Origin of the sequence: Micromonospora sp. WMMD1076, from assembly GCF_029581475.1 — a bacterium.
Classification (GTDB): Bacteria; Actinomycetota; Actinomycetes; order Mycobacteriales; family Micromonosporaceae; genus Micromonospora; species Micromonospora aurantiaca.
Genome location: NZ_CP120862.1, coordinates 5,194,358 through 5,217,089 on the forward strand (window position 1 = coordinate 5,194,358; position 22,732 = coordinate 5,217,089).

The 22,732-nt window shown below is 74.7% G+C and carries 15 protein-coding genes; 7 read left to right on the forward strand and 8 right to left on the reverse strand.

Annotated features, from left to right (window positions below; translation table 11 throughout):
* The first annotated feature begins 111 nt into the window (after window positions 1–111).
* Genes O7622_RS23335 through O7622_RS23350 form a run of 4 tightly spaced genes read left to right on the forward strand, consistent with a single transcriptional unit; the run spans window position 112 to window position 7,164 of the window.
* Window positions 112–2,676: a fibronectin type III domain-containing protein gene (locus O7622_RS23335; protein WP_282314200.1), complete on the forward strand. Its 2,565-nt coding sequence runs from the start codon at window positions 112–114 to the stop codon at window positions 2,674–2,676.
* A 23-nt stretch (window positions 2,677–2,699) separates the two neighbouring features.
* The gene (locus O7622_RS23340; RefSeq protein ID WP_047891697.1) at window positions 2,700–3,695 is read left to right on the forward strand and encodes a MoxR family ATPase; all 996 of its coding nucleotides are present in this window, start codon (window positions 2,700–2,702) and stop codon (window positions 3,693–3,695) included.
* A gap of 2 nt (window positions 3,696–3,697) precedes the next feature.
* Window positions 3,698–4,852 carry a DUF58 domain-containing protein gene (locus O7622_RS23345; RefSeq protein WP_282310333.1) on the forward strand — a complete coding sequence of 385 codons (1,155 nt, stop codon included), beginning with the start codon at window positions 3,698–3,700 and terminating at the stop codon, window positions 4,850–4,852.
* Window positions 4,846–7,164 carry a transglutaminase domain-containing protein gene (locus O7622_RS23350; protein ID WP_282310334.1) on the forward strand — a complete coding sequence of 773 codons (2,319 nt, stop codon included), beginning with the start codon at window positions 4,846–4,848 and terminating at the stop codon, window positions 7,162–7,164. The genes O7622_RS23345 and O7622_RS23350 overlap by 7 nt, the downstream gene beginning before the upstream one ends.
* An 81-nt stretch (window positions 7,165–7,245) precedes the next feature.
* On the opposite strand, the gene O7622_RS23355 is transcribed toward O7622_RS23350, so the two are convergent.
* Both O7622_RS23355 and O7622_RS23360 read right to left on the reverse strand, forming a co-directional pair.
* Window positions 7,246–8,046, reverse strand: a complete 801-nt coding sequence (locus tag O7622_RS23355; RefSeq protein ID WP_282310335.1) for an SDR family oxidoreductase — start codon at window positions 8,044–8,046, stop codon at window positions 7,246–7,248.
* A 6-nt stretch (window positions 8,047–8,052) separates the two neighbouring features.
* Window positions 8,053–9,021 (reverse strand): LLM class F420-dependent oxidoreductase, encoded by a 969-nt coding sequence (locus tag O7622_RS23360; RefSeq protein WP_282314201.1) that lies wholly within the window; start codon window positions 9,019–9,021, stop codon window positions 8,053–8,055.
* Window positions 9,022–9,221: 200 nt separating this feature from the next.
* Between O7622_RS23360 and O7622_RS23365 the strand changes: the two genes are divergently transcribed.
* The gene (locus tag O7622_RS23365; protein ID WP_282310336.1) at window positions 9,222–10,070 is read left to right on the forward strand and encodes a DUF1028 domain-containing protein; all 849 of its coding nucleotides are present in this window, start codon (window positions 9,222–9,224) and stop codon (window positions 10,068–10,070) included.
* A gap of 4 nt (window positions 10,071–10,074) precedes the next feature.
* Here the strand turns inward: O7622_RS23365 and O7622_RS23370 are convergent, their stop codons facing one another.
* Window positions 10,075–10,746: a maleylpyruvate isomerase N-terminal domain-containing protein gene (locus O7622_RS23370; protein WP_282310337.1), complete on the reverse strand. Its 672-nt coding sequence runs from the start codon at window positions 10,744–10,746 to the stop codon at window positions 10,075–10,077.
* Between the two features lie 5 nt (window positions 10,747–10,751).
* Window positions 10,752–11,633 carry a phosphatase PAP2 family protein gene (locus O7622_RS23375; RefSeq protein ID WP_282310338.1) on the reverse strand — a complete coding sequence of 294 codons (882 nt, stop codon included), beginning with the start codon at window positions 11,631–11,633 and terminating at the stop codon, window positions 10,752–10,754.
* Window positions 11,634–11,726: 93 nt separating this feature from the next.
* On the opposite strand from O7622_RS23375, the gene O7622_RS23380 reads away from it, so the two are divergent.
* Window positions 11,727–12,416 (forward strand): DUF3159 domain-containing protein, encoded by a 690-nt coding sequence (locus O7622_RS23380; RefSeq protein WP_282310339.1) that lies wholly within the window; start codon window positions 11,727–11,729, stop codon window positions 12,414–12,416.
* 288 nt (window positions 12,417–12,704) lie between these two features.
* Here O7622_RS23380 and O7622_RS23385 read toward each other — a convergent pair whose 3' ends face one another.
* Window positions 12,705–15,602 carry a glycoside hydrolase family 48 protein gene (locus O7622_RS23385; RefSeq protein WP_282314202.1) on the reverse strand — a complete coding sequence of 966 codons (2,898 nt, stop codon included), beginning with the start codon at window positions 15,600–15,602 and terminating at the stop codon, window positions 12,705–12,707.
* An 856-nt stretch (window positions 15,603–16,458) separates the two neighbouring features.
* Here O7622_RS23385 and O7622_RS23390 point away from each other — a divergent pair.
* On the forward strand, window positions 16,459–17,952 hold the full coding sequence (locus tag O7622_RS23390; RefSeq protein ID WP_282310340.1) for a GH1 family beta-glucosidase: 1,494 nt from the start codon (window positions 16,459–16,461) through the stop codon (window positions 17,950–17,952).
* 45 nt (window positions 17,953–17,997) lie between these two features.
* Here the strand turns inward: O7622_RS23390 and O7622_RS23395 are convergent, their stop codons facing one another.
* From O7622_RS23395 to O7622_RS23405, 3 genes are all read right to left on the reverse strand, one after another.
* On the reverse strand, window positions 17,998–18,411 hold the full coding sequence (locus O7622_RS23395; RefSeq protein WP_348774083.1) for a roadblock/LC7 domain-containing protein: 414 nt from the start codon (window positions 18,409–18,411) through the stop codon (window positions 17,998–18,000).
* 5 nt (window positions 18,412–18,416) lie between these two features.
* A complete protein-coding gene (locus O7622_RS23400; RefSeq protein WP_282310342.1) occupies window positions 18,417–20,987 on the reverse strand; it encodes a nitrate- and nitrite sensing domain-containing protein in 2,571 nt (856 codons plus the stop codon).
* A gap of 121 nt (window positions 20,988–21,108) precedes the next feature.
* A complete protein-coding gene (locus tag O7622_RS23405) occupies window positions 21,109–22,479 on the reverse strand; it encodes a gluconokinase (protein ID WP_282310344.1) in 1,371 nt (456 codons plus the stop codon).
* Between the last annotated feature and the right edge of the window lie 253 nt (window positions 22,480–22,732).

Genomic DNA, 22,732 nt, shown 5'->3' on the forward strand with positions numbered 1-22,732 from the left:
GGCCGGCCGTCTCGGCTGCTCTCCCCCACCGACACGGGGAGGCAGCCGGCAGTGACCACCATCGAGGACGTCACGGGCACCGGGCCGGAGCAGGCTCGTCCACGGTCGCGGATGCGGGGCGGGCTGGTCACCATCGGCACGGTGGCCGCACTGCTGGCCGCGATGGGCTTGACGGTGCTCGGGCTGGGTGCGGCCGACAACGCGGTGGCGAGTTTCGACGCGTCCTCCTGGTTGTGGAGCACCACCCGCAGCGAGCTGGCCCGGGTCAACGGCGTCACCGCGCGGGTGGACACCCGGATGGAGGTGCCGGGTGGGCGGCGGCACCAGGTGCAGGTGGCACAGACCGACCGGCTGCTGATCCTGCGCGACCTCAACACCGGCCGGGTCAGCTCGCTGGACCTGGCGACGTTGCAGATCACCGCCACGACGCCGACCGCGCCGGGGTTCGGGGTGAGCGTGGCGCTGCACGAGGATTCGGCGTTCGTGGTGGACGCGGTGCAGGGCATCGTCCGGCAGCTCGACCCGCGGGCGCTGACGCCTGTGGGCGAGCCGGTCCGCTACCCGCCGGGCATCACCGGCGGCGCGTTCGACGGCGCCGGCAAGCTGTGGGTCGCGGTGCCGAGCGAGGGCACCGTCTCGGCTGTGACCGCCGCCGAGCTGCCGGAGACGCCGGGTGACGCGCCGCCCGCGGGGCTCAGCCCGAAGCGGGTCGAGACGTACGACGTGGCCGAGCCGGCGCACGAACTGGTGGTGTCCACGCTGGACGAGGGCGTCGCGGTGCTGGACCGGACCTCGGCGTCGCTGGTCACAGTGGTGGGCGGGCAGACGCGGCGGGCGGAGCTGAGCATGAGCGCGCCGGGGAACCTGCCGACCCGTACCAGCGGGCCGCAGGTGCCGGTCACGGTTCCCGGTGAGCGGTCGGTGCACGTGGTGCGGGACAGCCGCGAGGTGAAGCGGTTCACGGTGCCGGGCGACGGTGTCCGGCTGAGCCCGGCGGTGGCGTGGGCGGGCCGGTTCTACTGCGCCGACGAGGCCACCGGCACGGTGTACTCCTTCGACGCCGAAGGTCAGCTCGTGGCGACCGTGAAGGGTTCCGGCCGTCCCGGCCCGGTCGAGCTGGAGGTGCGCGAGAACCACCTGTTCATCAACCCGCCGGACTCGTCCACCGCGCAGGTGGTCGACGACCGCAACCAGGTGCGTGAGGTCGACAAGTACGCCAACGACGTGCTGGGCGGCGACCCGCCGCCGGTGGCTCCGCCGCCGCCCCCGCCGAAGAAGCCCAAGGCCGGCAAGCCGGGTGCGCCGAAGTCGGTCACCGCCGCCGCCGGTGACGCGTCGGCGCGGGTGAGCTGGCAGGCTGCCGCGTCGAACGGTGCCGAGATCACCCGGTACGTGGTGGAGGGCGCCGGTCAGACCCACCAGGTCGGCGCGAACCAGCGCGCCTTGGAGATCACGGATCTGACCAACGGTGAGACGTACACGTTCTCGGTGCACGCGGTGAACGCCAAGGGTGAGGGTCCGGCGCGGCGCAGCAACCCGGTGGTGCCGACCGCCGAGGTGCCGGATCCGCCGGCCTCGGTGACCGCCGAGGCGCGGCCGGACGGCACGGTGCGGGTGAGCTGGCCCGAGGCCGACGGCCAGGGCAACACGATCGCGAAGTACGCGGTGACGGCGACCTCGGCGGGCGCGAGCGCCCCGGCCGGCGAGTCGGCGAAGACGGAGCTGGTGGTGCCGGCCGGGCAACTGGAGTACGGCACCCAGTACGCGTTCACGGTGACCGCGGTGAGCGACAAGGGCGCCGGGTCGAAGGCGTCGCCGGTGAGCAACACGGTGGTGCCGTTCACCGTGCCGAAGGCGCCGACCGAGCTGCGCGCGTCCACCGTCGCCGACCAGCCGGGCACGATCGCGGTGCAGTGGTCCCCGGCGGTGGACAACGGCCGCCCGGTGACGAAGTACGTGGTGGAGGCCGCCGGGAAGTCCGTCGAGGTGACCGACGTGCGGGCCACAGTGGGTGGGCTGGGCAACGGCCAGAACGTGACGGTGAAGGTCAAGGCGGTGAACGAGGCCGGGCCGGGACCGGAGGCGAGCACCACGGCGCGAACAGTGGCCGAGCCCCGGATCACGGTGACCGGCTCGTCGGCGGACGCCACGTCGGTGACAGTGACGTTCACTGTGGACGCGGGCGGCGGGCGCGCCTCCTGCACCGCGACGACCGGCGGGAAGACGGCCAGCGGCGGTTGTTCCAGCCTGCGGGTGACCGGGCTGACTCCGGGTACCGCGTACACGGTGACGCTGACCGCGAGCAACGCCGCCGGCAAGGGCACCGCTTCCCGCGCGCAGACCACCGACCCGGTGTACGGCGTCGCCACGTGCAAGAACGGCCCGGACGGCGACCAGCGGACGTACTGCGACAGGGACGTGCCGGGCCGCAACGGCAACGAGATCTTCGAGGTCCCGCGGCAGGACAACGACCGGCAGGCCGGCTGGGTACCGGACGGCCGGCGGCTGCGCACGTACTGCAAGGTCAAGGGCGAGGACGTGGACGCCTGGATCTACAACAACAACAAGCAGAGCACCTGGTGGGTCCAGGTGGAGTACAAGGGCAAGACGTACATCCCGTGGGCCTGGCTCAACCTGGAGGGCGGCGACGACCTCAACGTGCTGCCCGCCTGCTGACCGCACCGTCCGAGAGGCCATCCGTGAACACGCACGAACCGCTGAGCCAGCCGGAGGTCCAGGGCTTCGCCGCCCTGGCCGCCCGGCTGGCCGACAACGTCAACGCGGTCGTGCTGGGTAAGCCGCAGGTGGTGCGGCTCGCGCTCACCGCGCTGTTCGCGCAGGGGCACGTGCTGCTGGAGGACGTGCCGGGCGTCGGCAAGACCACGTTGGCCCGGGCCGTCGCGGCGACGGTGAAGGGGCAGTGGCGGCGGATCCAGTTCACGCCGGACCTGCTCCCCTCCGACGTGTCGGGGGTGACCATCTTCAACCAGGCCAGCCGGGGCTTCGAGTTCCACCCGGGACCGGTGTTCGCCAACATCGTGATCGCCGACGAGATCAACCGGGCGTCGCCGAAGACGCAGTCGGCGCTGCTGGAGGTGATGGAGGAGCGGACCGTCACGGTGGACGGCGTACGGCACCCGGTGCCGCAGCCGTTCCTGGTGGTGGCCACGCAGAACCCGGTGGAGATGGACGGCACCTACCGGCTGCCCGAGGCGCAACTCGACCGGTTCCTGGTGAAGCTGTCGGTCGGCTACCCGGACGAGGCGGTCGAGGTGGAGGTGCTGCGCGGCGCCACTGTCCGCTCCCCCGACTCGCTGACCGCCGTCACCGACACCGACACGGTGGGCGAGATGGTCAAGATGGCCCGGCGGGTGCACATCGCCGAGCCGCTCTACGCGTACGCGGTGCGGCTCGCCGCGGCGACGCGTACCCATCCGCAGGTGCGGGTCGGGGTGAGCCCGCGCGGGGTGATCGCGCTGACCCGGGCGGCGTGCGCGTACGCGCTGATCGACGGCCGGGGCTGGATCATGCCGGAGGACCTGAAGGCGCTCGTCGAGCCGGTGTTCGCGCACCGGCTGCTGCTCACCCCGGACGCGCAGGTGCGGGGTGTCACGCCCGCCGAGGTGCTGCGCCAGGCGGTCGCGTCGGTGCCGGTGCCGCTGCCGTCGGGCCAGGCCACAGCGGTGCACGGCTGAGCGTGGGGATCACCGCCCGTGGCATCGGGCTGCTCGTCGCCGCCCCGGTGCTGCTCGGCGTGGGGTTCCGGTACGCGTACCCGGAGCTGACGGTGCTCGGCGCGGCGGCCGCGGTGGCTGTCGGCTACGCCGTGGTCAACGCGGCCTGGCGGCCCCGGCTGAGTGTGGAGCGGCGGGCCGACCCGGACCGGGTGGCCCGGGGTGAGCCGGCGGCGATGGAGCTGACGGTGCGCAACACCGGCCGGTTACGGGCGGCGAGCCTGGTGGCCGAGGACCGCTGCGCCGGGGCGCTGGTGCCGGTGCCGCTGCTGCGGTTGCGTCCGGGCCGGGACACTGTGGTGCGGTACGACGTGCCGACGCATCGACGCGGGGTGGTGCCGGTGGGGCCGCTGCGGGTGGTGCGCCGGGATCCGCTGGGGCTGGTGGCTCTGGCCCGCGGTTACGGCGGCACCGTGCCGGTGTGGGTGCACCCGCGCATCCATCCGCTCTCCGCGGTGCCCACCGGGGCCGGGCGCAGCCTGGACGGGCGTACCGACGGCGTGCCGCACGGGTCGATCACGTTCGACTCGCTGCGGGAGTACGTGGTGGGCGACGAGTTGCGCCGCGTGCACTGGCGCACCAGCGCCCGGGTGGGTGAGCTGATGGTGCGGGAGAACGTGGACACCAGCCTGCCGCGCCTGGTGGTGGTGCTGGACAACCGCGCGTCCGCGCACCCGGACCGGGCGGGCGGTGTCGCGGAGTCGTTCGAGTCGGCGTGCGAGGCGGCGGCGTCGGTGGTGGCCGCCGCGGTGCGGGAGGACCTGCCGGTGCAGATGCTGCTCGTCGTACCGGCCGAGGTGGAGCCCGCCGGTGCGGCCGGGCCGCTGGACCGGCTGGCCGCTGTGGAGCTGGCGGACGCCGGGCCGGACGTGCTGCCCGCCGCGACCGGGCGGCTGCGCCGGGACCGGCTCGGCGACACGCTCGTCTTCCTGACCGGGCCGGGTGGCCGCGACGGCCTGGGACACGTCGGCGCGCTGCGCGGCGCGTACCCCTCGGTCGTGGTCGGGATGTTCGGCGCGGACGGTCCGACGGCGGCCGGCGCGGCGGGCCTCACGGTGCTGGACGCGGCCGACGGCGCCGCGTTCGCCGCCGAGTGGGACGGGGTCCGCCGGTGGTGACGCCGCGGGCCGAGGCGGCGGACGGGCGCGTGGCCCGGTTGCTGCGGGCCGCGCCGGTCCCGGTCGCGCTCGTCGTGCTGGTCGCGCTCTCCGGCGTGGTGCTGGGCCGGGTGTACGCGGACCCGCTGCTGACCCGGCTCATGGCCGGTGCGGCGGCCGGCTCGGTGCTGGTCAGCGTGGCCGCGCGGCGGCTGCCGTCCTGGCTGGTGGCGCCGCTGTCGGTGGCCGCGCTGGCCGGGTGGACGCTGCTGTCGCTGCGGCTGGCCGCCGCGCACGCGGCGCTGCCGGGCGGGCTCGGCGAGGTGGCCGCCGACGCGGCCCGCAACGCGATCCCCCGGCTGCTCACCGCGATGATCCCGGTCGAGCCGGCGCCGGACACGGTGCTGGTCCCGGTGGTCGCGGCGTGGCTGGCCGGGCTGACCGCCGCCGAGGTGGCGCTGCGGGCCGGGCGGGTGTTGCTGGGCTACCTGCCGCCGGCGCTGCTGTACGCCGGCGCGCTCTACGTGGTCGGGCCGAACGCGGAGCCGGCGATCGGTCCGACTGTGCTGTTCGCGGCGGTCGCGGCGGCCGGCCTGGCGACGCCCGGGCGCCGCGACGGCCCGGCGCCCGATCCGGTCGCCGGTCTCACTCCTGCGGTACGCGCGGCGGTGCGGCTGCGGCTGGTGGCGGCGAGCGCGGCCGGGCTCGCGGTGGTGGTGGCGCTGGCGGCGCTGCTCGCCCCGGTGGTGGCCGCCCAGGTCGACGCGCGGCCGGTCGACCCGCGCCGCTACGTGGAGCCACCACGGGTGGAGTCGCTGGACGAGAACCCGCTGATCCGCATCTCCGGGTGGGCGCTGAACCCGGACCAGCGGCTGCTCGACGTGCGCACGGTCGCGGGCGCGGGTGACGGCGGGCCGCCGCGGATCCGGCTGGCGGTGCTCAGCGACTACGACGGGGTGACGTGGCGGGTCGGCGCCACGTACCGCAACGCGGGGCGGATCCTGCCCGCCGCCGGGCCGGCCCCGGGCGCGGCCACCGACGAGGTGCGCCAGGAGATCACGGTCGGCGACCTGACCGGGCGGCTGCTGCCGGCGGTGCCCACGCCGCGCGAGGTGACCGGCGCGCGGGTGGCGTACGACCCGGCGACCGGGACGCTGATCCGCCCGGAGGGGCTCGCGCCGGGGCTGCGGTACGAGGTGTCGTCGGTGCGGGAGCGCCCGGACGCGAACCTGCTGCCCACTGCGAACGTGCCGGCCGGGGACGAGGTGGCCCGGGTGCTGCGAGTGGCCGACGGGGCGCCGGAGCCGTTGCGCCGGCTCGCCACCCAGCTCGCCGAGTCGAACGGTGCCCCGTACGCGCGCGCCGACGCGATCGCCACGTTCCTCGCCGAGCACTACCGGGTGACAGCCGACGCGCCCAGCGGGCACGCGTACCCGAACCTGGCGTTCTTCCTGTTCGGACCGCGTAACGGCGGCGGGCAGCGGGGCACCTCGGAGCAGTTCGCCGCCGCGTTCGCGGTGCTCGGCCGCCTCGCCGGCCTGCCGACCCGGGTGGTGGTCGGGTTCGAGCCCAACGGTGACGGTCCGGTGCGGGCCGCGGACGCGTACGCCTGGCCGGAGGTGCTGTTCGACGGTGTCGGCTGGGTGCCGTTCGACCCGATGCCGCGGCCGGACTCCGAGCCCCGCCCGGTGGAGGAGGACTTCCGGCCGCAGCCGGAGGACCCGCCGCCGTCGGAGGTGCCCGCGCCCACCGAGGAGCCGAGCGCCACGCCTCCGGCCGCAGCGCCCACGCCCGGCCGGAACGAGGGCGGGCTCGCTACGCCGGTGCTGGTCGGTGGCGGCGTCGGCGGGCTGGCGCTGCTGGTCGGCGCGGTGCTGGCGGCCCTGGTCGCGATGCGCCGTCGGCTGACCCGATCCCGGCTGGACGCCGCCGACCCGGAGGTGCGGGTCGCGGGCGCGTGGCGGGAGCTGACCGATGCGCTGCGGCTCGCCGGGCACCCGGCCGGGCCGGATCTGGCGGCGGCGGAGGTCGCCGAACGGGCCCGCCGGACGCTCGCCGGCGCCCGCGCGGCGCGGTCCGGGGACGGCGCGGCCGGATCCGCGGACCGGACCGGGGACGGCGCGGCGACCGGCGGCCCGGATGACGCAGCGGTCGACGAGCTGGCCGCTCTGCTCAACCAGGCGGGCTTCGCGCCGGGCAGTGTGACGCCGGAACAGGCGGAGCGGGCCGCACGGCTGAGCGCCGGCTTCGCCGACGCCCTCCGGGCGGCGCGGTCGCGGTGGGGACGGCTGTTGTGGACGGTCCACCCGGGGCCGCTCCGGTGGCGCCGCTGACCGGACCGGCCGGGCGTCGGCGCGCGGCCCGCTGCCGCCGTGCTGCGGGCCGCGCCGGGGAACCGCCGCGACGGGCCGGGCTCAGCGGTCGGCGGCGCGCAGCTTGCGGACGAGTTTGCGCAGCCCGGCCTGCCAGCCGTCCGGGTCCTCGGCGCGGCGGCGGGCGTAGTCGGCCACCTCCGGGTGCGGCAGGATCAGGAACCGTTCCTCGGCCAGCCCGGCGACGACCGCGTCGGCGACCTGGTCCGGCGTGAGGATCGCCCCGGACGCGGCGATCACCCGGGCACCCAGGTGCCCCTCGGCGAGGCCGTCGGCGAGCATCGGTGTGTCCACGCCCTGCGGGCAGAGCGCGCTGACCCGGATGCCTGCGTCCCGGTAGGTGATCGCAAGCCACTCGGCGAGACCCACGGCGGCGTGCTTGGTGGCGGTGTACGGGGCGTCCCCGACCGCAGTGAGCACACCCGCCGCCGAGCAGGTGAGCAGCAGGTGGCCCTGACCCCGGCTGAGCATTCCCGGCAGCACCGAGCGGGCGCTGTGCAGGTGCCCGAGCACGTTCACCCGCCACGCCCGGTCCCAGTCCGCGTCGGGCGCGTCGATGCCGCCGCCGGTGGCCACGCCGGCGTTGGCACAGAACAGGTCGATCCGGCCGTGGCGGCGCTCGGTCTCCTCGACGAGCGCGCGTACCGCCGCCTCGTCGGTGACGTCGAGCCCGGCACCGCTCGCCACCGGGCCGATCGCCTCGGCGGCCGTGCGGGCCGCGTCGGCGGCCAGGTCGGCCAGGACGATCGCGGCGGCGCCCTCGGCGGCGAACCGGCGGCCCAGCGCCGCCCCGATCCCGCCGGCCCCTCCGGTGATCACCACCACCCGGTCGGTCAGGTTCATCTCAGGTCACCTCTCCGGGGCGAGCCGGGGCAGCAGATCCGTCCAGGCCGCCGCGCCGCCCTCGGTGATCTCGGGCGTGGGCAGCACCGCGAGCACCGGCACGTCGACGCCGTTGTCGGCGTACCGGCGGACGGCCGCTACGCACTGCTCGGGCGAGCCGTGCAGTACCAGCGCGTCGACCACCTCGTCCGGTACGGCGGCGGAGGCGCCCCGCCGGTCCCCCGCGGCCCACGCCTCCCACATCGGGCCGAGCGAGTCCTGGCGGCCCAGCCACCTGTGGAAGGCGGCGTACGCGGGCACCGTCAGGTAGCCGGTGATCATGCGGCGACCCAGCGCCCGGGCGTAGGCGGCGTCCTCGGTGGGGCAGACGAAGATGCGGGCGGCGACGTCGAAGCCGGGCCGGCGCTCGCCCACCTCGGCCAGCGCTGTCGGCACGTCGTCGGCGGTCAGCCAGTTGAGGATCACCCCGTCGGCCTCGGCGGCGGCCAGGCGCAGCATGCCGGGGCGCAGCGCGGCCAGCAGGACCGGCGGCGGTACGTCGGGCGGGCGTTCCAGCGTGAACCGTCGTACGGCGAACGTGTCGAACGCGCCGTCGACGGTCTCGCCGCGCAACGCGGCCCGCAGGAAGCGCAGCACGTCCCGGGTCCGTTTGAACGGCTCGTCGAATCCGATCGCGTTCCAGTCCCGCACCAGCACCGGCGACGAGGCACCGACGCCGAGCGCGAAGCGGCCCGGCGCGGCCTCGGCCAGCGCGGCGGCGCTCATCGCGAGCAGTCCCGGCCCCCGGGTGAACACCGGCGTGATCGCGGTGCCGAGGCGCAGCCGCGGCGACCAGGCGGCGGCCAGGGCCAGCGGGGTGAACGCGTCCGCGCCCGCCACCTCCGACGACCAGACGTCGGTGAACCCGGCGTCGTCCAGAGCCGCGTAGACGGCGGCGTGGTCGGCGAGCGGGATACCGTCCAGCGGCACGGTCATGCCCCATCGGTTCGTCACCCGTCGATGGTGCCCGTCCGGCACCGCCGGGAGCAAGATCCAGGCGGACGTGGGTGATCCGCACCGGGGTGCCGGGAAGGAGTGTCACGACTGCCGCATGAGTCGGACCGGGGGCGGGGCCCGGACGCCGTTTCGAGCGGCGACGCCGGTGCGGCACACCGCGACCGGGCTACGATCCGCGCGTGACCTTCTCGCTCGTCGCCCGCTCCGCCGACGGGCGCCTGTACGGGGTGGCGGTGGCCAGCCGGTTCCTCGCCGCCGGGGCGCTGGTGCCTGCGGCCGAGGCACTGGTGGGCGCGGTCGCCACCCAGGCGCACGCCAACCTCGCCTACCGGGCGCAGGCGCTCGCGCTGCTGCGTACCGGCGTCACCGCCACCGACGCGGTGGCCGGGCTGGTGGCCGCCGATCCCGGCCGCGACGACAGGCAGCTCGCCGTGGTCGGGGCGGCAGGCGACGGGGCCACCTGGACCGGGCCCCGCTGCCATCCGTGGGCCGGCGGGCAGGCCGGCGACGGCTGGGCCGCGCAGGGCAACATCCTGACCGGCCCGCAGGTGATCGACGCGCTGCGGGACGCCTGGCTGGCCCGCGACGACCTGCCGTTCCCGCAACGGCTGCTGGCCGCGCTCACCGCCGGTGACCGGGCCGGCGGTGACCGGCGCGGCCGGCAGAGCGCCGCGATGCTGGTGGTGCAGCGTCACGGCGGCTACGCCGGCACCGGCGACGAGCTGGTGGACCTGCGCGTGGACGACCACGACGACCCGGTCGCCGAGCTGGGCCGCCTGCTCGGCATCCACCACATGCTGTTCGGCCGCCCCGACCCGGCCACGCTGCGTGACCTCACCGGTCCGCTCGCGGCCGAGGTGGCCGAGCTGCTCGCCGCCACCGGTCACCCGGTCGGCCCGGCCGGCCTGGACGACCTGGACGACGCGCTGGCGGCCTGGACCGGCCTGGAGAACCTGGAGGAACGCTTCGTGCCGGGCCGGATCGACCCGATCGTGCTGGAGCACCTGCGGCGGTGCGCGGGGCGCTGAGCCGTCAGCCGCCGAAGGCCAGCCGGCCGATGCCGGCGCGGGCCAGCTCGGCGTGCTCGTCGCCGGTCAGCGGCAGCCGCCCGGTGGCCTTGCGCAGCACCGTGAGCGCGTCCCACCGCAGGCCCGGCGGCACCGGCGCGCCGCCGGTGAGCACGCCCACCACCACGTCCGCAGCGGCCGGGGTCAGCCACGGCGGCCGGTCCAGCGCGTCGGCCAGGTCCAGGCCGTGCACCGCGACCTCCACCACGCGGGTACGCAGGAACTCCGGCAACGCCATCGCGTCACAGTGCCGGGTGCGTACCACCCGGCCGGGCGGCGCTGCGGCGACCGCCTCGTCGGTGGCGCGCCAGGCCCGCGCGAACTCCCCGGCCACCTGTGCCACGTCCGGGTGCTCCCGCGCGGCCCGGCGGGCCGAGTCGACACGGTCCCGGTCGACCGGCGGGCTGAACTTGGCCGCGCCGAAGTAGGCAGCCGCGTCGACGTCGGCGCGGGGCGGCGCGGGCTCGGCGAGCATCCCGGCCAGGCGTCCGGCTCCGGTGCTCACGTGCGCGATCAGGTCCCGCACCCGCCAGGGCGGGCAGGGTGTGGGCCGGTCCAGCGCCGCGTCGTCCAGGTCGCGCAGCACCCGTTCGAGGCGCTCGCACTCGGCCCGGAACGCCTCCCGTACGGCCCGCACCGGCGTCAGCCCTTCCAGCGGGGCACCAGCCGGTGCACCACGACCAGCACCAGCGCGGCCACCACGGCGATCGTGCCGGCGATGCCGGCCGCGCTGCCCGCGTACCCGATGAACAGCGGACGGCGGCCGAGGGCCTCGACGGGGATGGTGGAGCGGTCCACCAGCCAGGACAGCGCCACCGCGGAGGCCAGCAGGGCCACCACGCCGATGCCGCCGAGCACGGCGCCGGCCACCCGGTGCGCGTCGCCCGGCTCGACCACCGCCTGCTCCCGCTGGAAGAACAGCAGCACCAGTCCGGCGGCGGCGGCCCAGGCACCGACCACCAGGTACGCGGCGACCGCGTCGCTGGGCCGGTGCCAGCCGGCGGAGAGCGTGCCGACGCCGGCGGCGGCGGCGTACCCGGCGCCGAGGAACGCCCCGGCGGCCCGCAGCTTGCGCGGCAGCACCAGGATCAGCGCGATCGCCACCGAGGCCGCCACGGCGGTGTGCCCGCTGGGCAGGCTGTTGCCGGCGGCGGCCCGTTCCGGGTCGATGCCGAAGTCGGGCCGGACCAGGTAGTGCTTGAGCAACTGCGTGGTCACGTTGGCGCCGGCGATGAGCAGCGTCGCGGTGACGGCGAGCGCCTTGCGCCCCCGGATCAACGCGATGAAGCCGATCACGGCGGTCGCGGCCAGCAGCGACACCACCGACATGGCGTTCAGGATCGTGTTCACCGGACCGTCGATGCGGTCCTGGCCGATCCGGTTGCCGGTGAGCGCCACCGTGTCCAGCCACTGGCCCAGTTCGGTGTGTACGGCGAAGCGCCACACCAGCCCGAACGCGGCTGTCTGGACCAGGGCCAGTACGACCAACCAGACCGCCGTCCAACCCCTCGCCGTCTCCCGCACCCGGACAACCTAACGGTAGGTCCGCTCCGGCGCGCGGCGGAGTGCCTTCGGCGGCGGCGTACGGTGAGGCGGGCGATTTCGAGGAGGTGGCGCGTGACGGGCACGCCACAGCGGCAACCGGAGGACGGGCCGCGGCCCGAGTCGCTGGCCGACCTGCTCGGCGGCCGGCGCGGGGCGGTGGACGCGACGCTTCCCCCGCTGGCGTTCGGGCTCGGCTGGATGCTCGGCGGGCTGGGCGGCGGCGTGCTCGCGGCGGTGCTGACCGGCACGGCGGTGGCCGGCTGGCGGTGGCGGCGCGGTGACCGTCCCCGCTCGGTGCTGGTCGGGCTGCTCGCGGTCTGCGTGGCGGCGCTCATCGCGTTGCGCACCGGCCGGGCCGCCGACTTCTTCCTGCTCCAGATCGCCGCCAACACGGCGAGCGCGCTGGCCTGGGCGGTGAGCATCGTGGTGCGGTGGCCGCTGCTGGGTGTGGTGGTCGGCACCGCGCTGGGCCAGCGGACCCGGTGGCGACGCGACCGGGCGCTGCTGCGGGCGTACGGCCGGGCCAGCTGGGTGTGGGCCGCCACCTACGTGCTGCGGATCGCGGTGTTCGTCCCGCTGTGGCTGTACGGGCAGGTGGTCGCGCTCACCGTGGCGCGGGCGGCGCTGACCTGGCCGCTGATCGCGGCGGCGCTGGCGGGGAGCTGGGTGGTGATCCGGCGCTCGCTGCCGGCCGGTCATCCGGGGCTGCGGCACCCGGTGGACCCGGCGGGCACCGACGGTGTGGCGGTGCACACAGAGTAATGGAGAGGCCGCCACGGGGGGAGCGGCCTCTCCGTCAAATACGTTACTCCGTCCAGGGCCCGGATGTGATCCCGTGGACCGCTGAATTTTCCGTGCCTTTTCGCGCCATGGGTCGTCACCGGGCGGAGTGGTGGGCCGGCCGGACCGCTGCGTCGGCCGGACGGCCGGCCCACCCGGCCTGACCGTGGGCATCAGGCCGTTCGCCGACCCGGCCGCTCCGTTCCCCCATCGGCCGGGTCGGCCTCCTCCGCGGGCGGGCTCGCACCCGCCTGCGGAGGAGCCGTCACCTCACCCCTGCGGGAAGTAGGTTCCGTAGTCGGCGTACGCCATGGCGATGTCCGCCTGCGCCCAGAACCGGTGGTAGTTGAAGACCGGCTCGGGACCGCCGTCCAGGTACGCCTGCACCTTCGGCCAGTCCGGGTCGTTCTTGTAGAACGACCGGATGTCGAGGAAGCTCTTGCCCGGGGCGATCACGTCGCCGTTGGGCATCTTCCCGGTCCAGCCGTTGGGGACGTAGAGACCCTGGCCGTCGGCGGCGTTGTAGACGTCGTCGAAGCGCTTGTAGTCGCCGCGCTTCTCCGGCGTCGAGACGCCCTTGCTGTCGGCGGACGCCGAGAGCGCGTCCAGCAGGCCCTTGGCGGTGTTCTTCGCCGCTGTGTTGCCGGACTTGGCCGCGTACGCGATGAGCGTGCGGGCGTAGGCGCCGGCGACGCCGACGTCCTGACCCTTGACCGTCACCTCGACGTGCAGGTTGGTGTTCGGCTGCGGGCTGCTCGGGTTCCAGTTGGCGGGCTGGCCGGTCCACTTCATGTCCGACGGGATCGACCAGTTGGTGCCGACCGTGGTGTTGGCGATGGCCCACGGCACCCACTTGTCCAGCAGCGCCTTGGCCTTCGCGTTGCCGGTCTCCAGGTAGAGCTCGGCGATGCGCTGCATCGACCAGGCCTGCATGCCGAACCACTGGTTGGACGGCGGGTCGTTGTAGACCGGGTCGACGTCGTAGTACATGCCGTAGAAGGTGGCGGTGCCGGCCGGCGGCTGGGCGTAGCTGCCGTCCCAGCTGTTGGTGGCGCCACCGGCGATGCCGCCCTCGGCGGACTGGAGCCAGGTGTAGAACTCCAGCTGCCGGTCGAGGCTCTTCTGCCAGTCGGAGACAGCGGTCGGCGACTTGGGCTTCAGCTCCGCGACGTTGGTCATGGCCCAGGCCGCGAACGGGTTCTGGTAGCCGAAGTGACTGTGGCTGGAGCCGATCCGCCACGACCAGTTCTGCGAGGCGTCGTACGCGCCACCCCAGGCGTAGTACCAGGAGAGCAGGTAGTGCGCCGAGTCACGGCCGCTGCCGGCCGGGCAGGTGGACGCCCCGACGCAGTTGCCGATCTTCTTGAAGTACTTGTCGAACAGCGCGTAGCGCAGGTAGTCGCCCATCTTGGCGGCCTTGGCGACTGTGGCCGCCACGTCGGCCTGCTTGCCCTGCGCCTTGGCCCAGGTCAGCGCCCAGTAGGCGGCCTGGACGGCACGCGCGTCGGCGTCCGGGGCGTTGGTGTACTTCCACTGTTTGGCCGGGGCGCTGGACTCCTTGACGAACAGGTCCAGGTAGCCGTTCGGGCCGCCGTGCTTGAACGTGTCGCAGGACGGCTGCGGCACGGTCTCCCACACCGACTCCTGGGTGCCCCGCTGGAAGGTGTTGATGTACGCGGGCCGGGTGGTGCCGTCGCCGCAGCGGCCGTAGCCGTAGGTGTTGTCCACGTCGAGCAGCCAGTGCATGCCGTAGATGTCACCGGTGCCGTAGGTGGACTGCAACTCCGAGCGCAGCGGGTCCTGGCCGACCGGGACGCTGGCCTCCAGCGCCGACGGGTACTGGCTGGGCAGGTTGTGCTCGGCCGCGTACTGCGGGGTGCCGGGCGAGCCGGCCGTCGCCTGGTCTGAATGACTCGGAATAATATATTTCTCCATCACCGTCCAGGCGTTGTTGAACGGGGCCCAGTTCTGGGTGACCCGGCCGTACTGCGCCTCCAGCCAGAGCCAGAAGCTGAACGCCTCCGACGTGGTCTCGTGGCCGTGGTCGGGCGCCTCGACGATGAGCGTCTCGATCGAGTGGTACGGCACGCCTTCCGGGCTGAAGTAGCCCGAGTTCTTGATCTTGCCGTACTGGTCGAGGAACTTCTTGATGTAGGCGTTGTCGCCGCCGGGGGTGTCGTTGTCCGCCTCGGTGGCGACGACGGAGATCGGGGCGTAGCCGGTGGCCGACGCGGTGATCGTGGCGGTGCCGCCGACCGTGTCCGAGTCCTCCGCGGCCGAGACCGTGGCGGTGACGCCGGTGCTCCAGTTGCTCGACGTGAGCGTCAGCGTGGACGGCGAGACGGTGATGTCGCTGTCACCGGTGACCGCGAGGGTCACCGGCACGTTTGCGGTGGGCGCCGCGCTGAGCGTGTACCGGACCGTGGCGCTGCCGCCCTCGGCGACTGTGACAGCCGACGGGCTGGCGACCAGCTTCGGCCCGCTCGCCGCGGTGACGGTGAACGACTTCTCCGAGACGGCGGTGCCGCCCGCGTTGTCGTACGCCTTGGCCTGCACCGTGTAGCTGCCCGCAGGCAGGTCGAGCAGGTCGTAGCCGTACGGCGCGGTGGTGTCGGTGTTGACCAGCAGGCCGTTGCGGTAGAACTCGACCTTGCTGATGGTGCCGTCGGCGTCGCTCGCGGTCGCGGTCAGCGGCACGTCCGCCGGCGCCTCGAACGGGCCGGACGGCACGCTCAGGGAGACCGTCGGCGGCTGGTTGGTCGGCGCGCCGTTGCAGGCGACCCCGTTGAGGGTGAACGCGGTGGGCTTCGGGTTGCTGCCGCTGTGGCTGCCGTTGAAGCCGATGCTTGTGGACGCGCCGGTGGGCAGGCTGCCGTTCCACGACTCGTTCGTCGCGGTGACCTCGCTGCCGGACTGGCTCCACCGGGCCGACCAGCCCTGAACCACGCGCTGGCTGCTGTTCGGGAAGGCGAACTTCAGCGACCAGTTGTTCAGCGCGTCACCCAGGTTCTTGATGGTGACGGTGGCGGTGAACCCGTTGTTCCAGTCGCTCGTCGCATAGGTCACGTCGCAGGCCGGTGCGGCCTGTGCGGCGCCCGCGGGCAGGGCCACCCCGCCGATGACGAGGGCGGTGGCGGCGACCATCGCCGTACGGCGACGTCTGGCCAGAAGTCTCATGTGGGCGGTGTCTCCTCGGACCGGGCCGGGACCGTTGGCGGCCCCGGCAGGGCGCCTCCACGCGCCGACGGGGCGTACGCGGGGGGACGGAGGCGTCCGGAAAAGTGGTCGTCCCGGCCGTGCCGGGGATCGGGGCGCCGCACCGGTTCGTCACCGGGTGCCCTCGGCGGCCCGCGCTCGCGTTCACTGGCTCCGCGTGGCGTGACGAGAGTGTGACATGGAAGCGCTCCCACCACAACGGCCAGCGCAGATAGGCGCTTCCATGTTTCGATCTCGTTTAGGGGCTTTTCCAAACCCGTGACGGGCGTTACAGTCGCAGCATCGCCGATGGGAGCGCTTCCATCGACGGTGATCCAAGTGACTGGATCGCCGGGTGCACCCGTACCCGGCGCGTCGACCCAGAGGCCGACGGCGGACCAGCCCGGACGCCGCCGCCGGCCGCCACCCGCCAGACGGAGGGAGGTGGAACCAGAGCCACTCGCGTGGCCCGGCTCCCGCGCGACGCGCACGACGGACGCCAATTCCACTTCGTGCGTGTGTGCACCATCGTTGGGGACGGGGGTTGCCCTCCCCCGTCCCCACACTAAACCCCCGTTGTCGACGGCAAAAGAGGCCGACGGGACAGGCGTGACACGCCACCCGGACGGCCTTTCTCGCTATCCCCACCCCTCGCCGCTCACGCCGACGAGAGCGACGTTCCCGAGCGACGCCCCCGCCGACCCACTTTCCGGCCGCCCGCCGGCCGCGCCGCACCTCGCCGCGACCGCCGGATCGGGGCCGCCCGCTCCCCGGCTATGATGGGAGCGCTCCCGGCCCAGGGCGGCCCGTCACTCCGAGGAGAAACCTCATGTCGTTACTCACCCGACGGCGCCTGCTCCGCCGCGCCGCCCTGTCCGCGACCGCGGCCGGCGCGGCCCGGACCGGGCTCGCCGGCACCACCGCGGCCGGGATCGCCGCGTCGACAGTCGCGCTCGGCGGCTGCGACAGCCCGCCCGAGCGCACCACCGACCCGGAGCCGAACCGCCGGCTGCGTTTCCCGGACGCCTTCACCTGGGGTGCGGCGACCTCGGCGTACCAGATCGAGGGGGCCGCGAAGGAGGACGGGCGGGGTGAGTCCGTCTGGGACACCTTCAGCCACACGCCGGGCCGGATCCGCAACGGCGACACCGGTGACGTCGCGGCCGACCACTACCACCGGTACGCGCAGGATCTGGACCTGATGCGCGACCTGGGGCTGGACAGCTACCGCTTCTCCATCTCCTGGCCCCGCGTCCAGGCCGACGGCTCCGGCCGCCCCAACCAGCGCGGCCTCGACTTCTACCGCCGCCTGGTGGACGGGCTGCACGAGCGCGACATCGCGCCGATGGCCACGCTGTTCCACTGGGATCTCCCCCAGGCCCTCCAGGACGCCGGTGGCTGGGAGAACCGGGCCACCGCCGAGCGCTTCGCCGAGTACGCCGACGTGGTGTTCCGCGCCCTCGGCGACCGGGTGCCGGTCTGGCTGACCGTCAACGAGCCGAAGACCGTGGTGCAGAACGGCTACATCTGGGGCCACCACGCGCCGGGCATCCGCGACGAGGACGCGGCGTACCTGGTCGCCCACCACCTCCAGCTCGCCCACGGCCTCGCCGTGCAGGCGCTGCGCGCCTCCGGCCTCACCGGCCGGATCGGCCCGGCGCTCAACCTGCACCCCTGCTACCCGGCCGACGACTCCGCCGAGTCGGCCGCCGCGACCCGGCTCCACGACGGTTACGAGAACCGCCTCTACCTCGACTCGATCTTCAAGGGCGCGTACCCGCAGGACGTGCTGGACGACCTCGGCCCGGACAGCCGGATGGTCCGCGGCGTCCGCGACGGCGACCTGAAGATCATCTCCAGCCCGGTCGACCTGCTCGCCGTGCAGTACTACACGCCGATCTACGTCACCGGCGACGGCGGCACGGTCCGCAAGTGGCCCACCTCCGAGGCGGAGTGGCAGCAGATCTACCCGCAGGGCATGTACGACATCCTGACCCGGGTCACCCGCGACTACGGCCGGGTGCCGATCACCATCACCGAGAACGGCCTGCCCTGCCCCGACGTGCCCGGCCCGGACGGCACCGTCGACGACGCCGGGCGGGTCACCTTCCTGCGCGACCACTTCGCCGCCGCGCACCAGGCCGTCGGCGACGGGGTGCCGCTGGAGAGCTACCACGTCTGGTCGCTGCTGGACAACTTCGAGTGGGCCGAGGGGTACGAGCAGCGCTGGGGCCTGGTCTACGTGGACTACCCGAGCCAGCGGCGGGTGCTCAAGCGCAGCGCCCACTGGTACCGCGACGTGATCCGCCGCAACGGACTGTGAACCGGCGTGCGTCCGGCCGGCGGTGCCGGCCGGACGCACGGCGGATCAACGCGGCAACGCCTGCTGGAGTTCGGCGCGCAGCGCCGGGGTGAGCATCTCGCCCGCCTGTTTGGCCAGCCGCGCCATCTCGTAGCCGACCACGCCGATGTCGGCGTCCGCACCGGCCAGCGTGGCCAGGATCGAACCGTCCCGGATCTGCATCACCAGGAAGTAGCCGCGCCCCATCTCGACCACCGTCTGCTTGACGACGTCGCCGTCGAACATCTGGGCCGCACCGGCGGTGATGCTCATCAGGCCGGAGGTCACCGCGGCGAGCTTGTCCGCGTGGTCGCGCGGCAGGTGCGCCGAGATCGCCACCAGGAGGCCGTCGGAGGACACCACCACCGCGTGCGCCACCCCCGGAACACGCTCGGCGAACCCGTTCACCAGCCAGCTCAGGTCGCGTGCCTCCTGGCTCAACGTCGTCACTGTCGTCGTCCTCCTTCATCGCGCGGCAGGTACATCTCGGTGGTCTCCTCGGCCTCGGCCCGCCGTACCCCGCTGTAGAGGCGCGACAGCATGCCGCCGACCGCCTCCGGGTCGGGCTCGTGCCGTACCGCCGGACGGTCGGCCGGTGCGGCAGAGGCGAGCTGGGCCATCGGAACGCGTACCGGCAGGCCCCGCTCGTTCGTCCCTCCGGTCACCGGCGTCGCCGCCGGTGCCGGCGTCACACCCGGCGCCGGCGCGGCCGGCCCCTGCCGGCTGAACCACCCGCCACCGGCCGCGCCGGAGTCCGGCGTGAGCACGTCCCCGGCCCGCCCCGGGCGGGGACGCGGCGCGGTCACCGGCGCGGCGGCCGGCGCCGGAGCGGCGGCCCCGGCATCCGTTCCGTCACCCAGCGGCCGCCCGGTCAGCGGGGACACCGGCAGGGCCGCGGGCCGGCCCGGCGCCGGATGCCATCCGGCCACCGGCAGCTCGGCGGTCGCCGCGGCGAGCGCACCGGACGCGGTGACCGGGCCGGTGAGCGCCGGCTGCGACGTCCCACGCGCGAGCCGGACCGGCGTCGCCTGGACCGCCTCCGGCGCGGGCGCCTCGGCCAGCAGCTCGACCGGGATCCGCACCCGGGCCACCAGGCCCTCCCGGCCCGCGCTCAACCGCACCTGTACGCCGTGCCGGGCGCTGAGGTGGCTCACCACGAACAGACCCATCCGTTCCGAGGCCGACACGTCGGCGGCCGGCGGCTCGGCGAGCACCGCGTTCGCCTCGGCCAGCGCCGACGGGCTCATGCCCAGCCCTTCGTCGACGATCTGCACGAGCGCGCCCCGGCCGTCCGGCTCGACGACCACCCGCACCGCGGTGTCCGGCCGGGAGAAGGCGGTGGCGTTCTCCAGCATCTCCGCGAACAGGTGCACCAGGTCGCCCACCGCGTGCCCGACCACGTGCAGGTCGGTCCGGTTCTCGTGGCGCACCCGCTGGTACTGCTCGATCTCCGCGCTCGCGGCCAGCAGCACCGCGCCCAGTCCCACCGGGCGGTTCCACCGCCGGGTCGACTCCGTGCCCGCCAGCACGAGCAGGCTCTCGTCGTTGCGGCGCATACGGGCGGCGAGGTGGTCGAGCTTGAACAGGTTCTCCAGCTGTTCCGGGTCGCTCTCCTCGCGTTCGAGTTCGTCGAGCAGTTCCAGTTGCCGCTCGACGAGCACCTGGCTGCGCCGGGCCAGGTTGACGAACATGGCGTTGACGTTGCGCCGCATCATCGCCTGCTCGACCGCCACGTCGACGGCGCTGCGGTGCACCGCCACGAACGCCTCCGCCAGCTCGCCGATCTCGTCCTGCGAGTCGATCACCGAGGGCGGTACGTCGATCGCGCCGATCGGACGGTCCACAGCGCGCAGCCGTTGCAGCGTCAGCGGCAGGTCCACCTGCGCGATCCGCAGCGCCTGACCGCGCAGCTGCCGCATGGCGCGGGCCACCGACCGGCCGACCAGCAGCGAGATCAGCACCGCGACCAGGAGCACAGCGGCGATCCCGCCGGCCACCAGCAGCGTGTCGCGCAGCTGGCGGGCGCTGGCGTCGTCGGCCTGGCGTACCGCGTCGGCCACGATCTCGCTCTCCAGCTGGCGGAACAGCTCCTGCCGCTGCTCGCTGGCCGCCCACCACTGGGTCGCGTCGAGCAGGACCGGCTTCGCGTCGCCGCCGCCGGGCAGCGTCCGCTCCTCCATCCGGGTGGCGGCGACGAAGGCCGGGTCGACCGAGGTGCGGTCGTAGCGGCGGATCTGGTCGGCGGTCGCCGCGACCCGGAACGCGCCGAGCGCGGTGAGCTGCTGGGCCCGCAGGTCGCTGAGCGTCACCTGGTCGTCGGCCTCGTACCGGCCGGACCGGGCGGCGGCGTAGAGCTCGGCGCGGATGTGGGAGGACAGCTCCTTGACCCGGGACAGCTGCACGTACCGCAGCACCGCCTCGGTCAGCTCCTGCCGGCCACCGCCGGGCGACGGCTCGGCCAGCAGGCTCAGCAGCGCCGCGACCGACCGGTGGTAGTTGCCCAGCACGGTGTCGCTGGAGAGCACCGCCGGCGCCACCGCCGCCCGGATGTTCACCACCTGGTCGTACGCCTCGAGCGCCTCGGAGTAGGAGACCCGCCAGGCGGCGTCCGCGTCGGCCAGCGGCGCGGCGGCGGTGCGCAGCTCGGCCATCGCCCGGTCGGTGGCCTCCCGGAGCGGTTCGAGCGCGGCGACCGCGGCGTCCCGGTCGGCGCCGGTGCCGGCGCTGCGCAGCGCGGCCAGTTCGCCCGCCGTGCGGTCCCGTTCGTGCTGGAGCCGGTCGACGGCGGCGGAGATCTGCCGGCCGATGCCGACCTGCTCGGCGAAGGCGCTCAGCGTGGTGGTCTGCCCGACCAGCCCCCGGGTCTGGATGCCGGCCAGGACGAGGAACGCCAGTGAGGGGATCACCAGTACCGTGGCGAGCTTGGTTCCCATCCGCCAGTCCCGCAGCCGGAACCCGGAGCGCCGCCGGTGCGGCGCAGGGGCCGCACCGCGAGCCGGGTCGGGAGCTGCGCCCACGGTTGCCTCCTCGTCCCACCCCGCCACGTCGGGGAGCGGAGTCCATCCAATCAGGCCGCCGGTCGGTGTCAACGGCCGCCCGGACGGCATGACCAGGACGGTCAGCGCCGCGGGTGGACGGTCACGCGTGCGCGGCGGCCTCGTCCGTCCGGCCGATCCCGGCGATCTCGTCGGCCTCCGTGAGCCGGCCGAGCGCGACGAGCGCGGCGCCGGTGGCGCCGATCTCCGGGTTGCGCTGCCAGCACACCCGGCGGGGCGCGAGCACGTCGAGGAACGCCCCGCGCCACCACGGCGACGCGGTCAGCGCCCCACCGCCGAGGATCACCTCCATCGGCTCGCCGATACCGGCCTCCAGCAGCGTCAGGTCGTCCGCGACGAGCCGGCACAGGCCGCTCATCAGCCCGGCCAGGATGTCCACGGCGGTGGTGCCGAAGCTGAGCCCGCGCAGCTCCCCCGAGCCCGCCGGTGCGACCCCCGGTGGCCGGTCGCCGCCGAAGCGGGGGTTCGCCCGCACCGAACCGGCGACGCGATCGAGCGCCGCCTCCAGCTCCGTGCCCTCCGGCAGCCGCAGCTCGCGCGCCGCCCAGGCGAACAGGTTGCCGCCGCTGGAGTACGCCGCGCCGGTCACCACGTGGTTGTGGTCGACCCGGTACCGCCAGAGCTGCTCCGGCAGCGGCGGCGGCTCCGCACCGACCGGCACGGCCTGGATCGTGCGGACCGCCGCGGAGGTGCCGACTGTCACCGCCGCGCGGGTCGGGTCGACGCAGCCCGAGCCGACGTTGGCGGCCGCGCCGTCGCCGACCGGCGGCGCCCACCGCACGCCGGCCAGCTGCGGCCAGCGCCGCGCGTACGCCGCGTTCAGCCGGCCGTGCCAGCCGTCCGGGGCCAGTCGCAGCACCTGATCCGGGCGTACGCCGGCCAGCTCGCACGCCTCCGGGTCCCAGTCCAGGCGGCGCAGGTCGAGCAGCCCGGTGCCGGAGGCCAGTGAGACGGACATCGGCGCGTCGTCGAGCAGCGTGCCGAGCACGTACTCGGCGAGACCGGTGAAGCGGGCGGACCCGTCGACGCGCTCGCGCAGCCAGGGCAGCCGCACCGACCAGTAGCAGCGGTGCCACCAGGTGCCGGTACGTCTGTGGAAGTCCGCCGGGTCGGCCGGCCCGGTCGCTCCGGGAAGCGGCTCCGGCCGGGTGTCCAGCCAGGTCAGCACCGGGCCCGACGGTGTGCCGTCGGGCTCCACCGGCAGCACCGAGTGCCACTGCGCGGAGGTGGCCACGAGGTCCACGTCCCGCAGGTGCCCACCGGCGGCCAGCTCGTCCAGGCACTCCACCAGGCACGCCAGGTAGGCCGGGCCGTCGAGCGTCCCGCTGCCGTCGTCCCCGGTGACCAGGCGCACCCGGCGCCGGGCCAGCGCGCCCGGGCGCGGCACGGCGTCCGCGTCGAGCACCAGGCCGCGCACCGAGGAGGTGCCCAGGTCCAGAGCGAGAATGTCCATCGCCGGTCAACCTACCCGGCGGGACCGGCGGCCACGCCAAGATCCGTACCCGGCGACGCGCGATCGGGTTCCACGGCGCCTGTCGATCGCGTACTGTGACCGTCATGCCCGCGCACCTGTCCTGCTGGTGGCCCGCCGACCCGGCGGCCCACCCCCGCGCGTAGCTTCCCCACGCGGCCGCCCGACGAGGCGGCCGCCGGTCTTTCCCGGCATCCCGGGTCGCCTTCACCGGCGGCCACCGGCCCACCGAGGA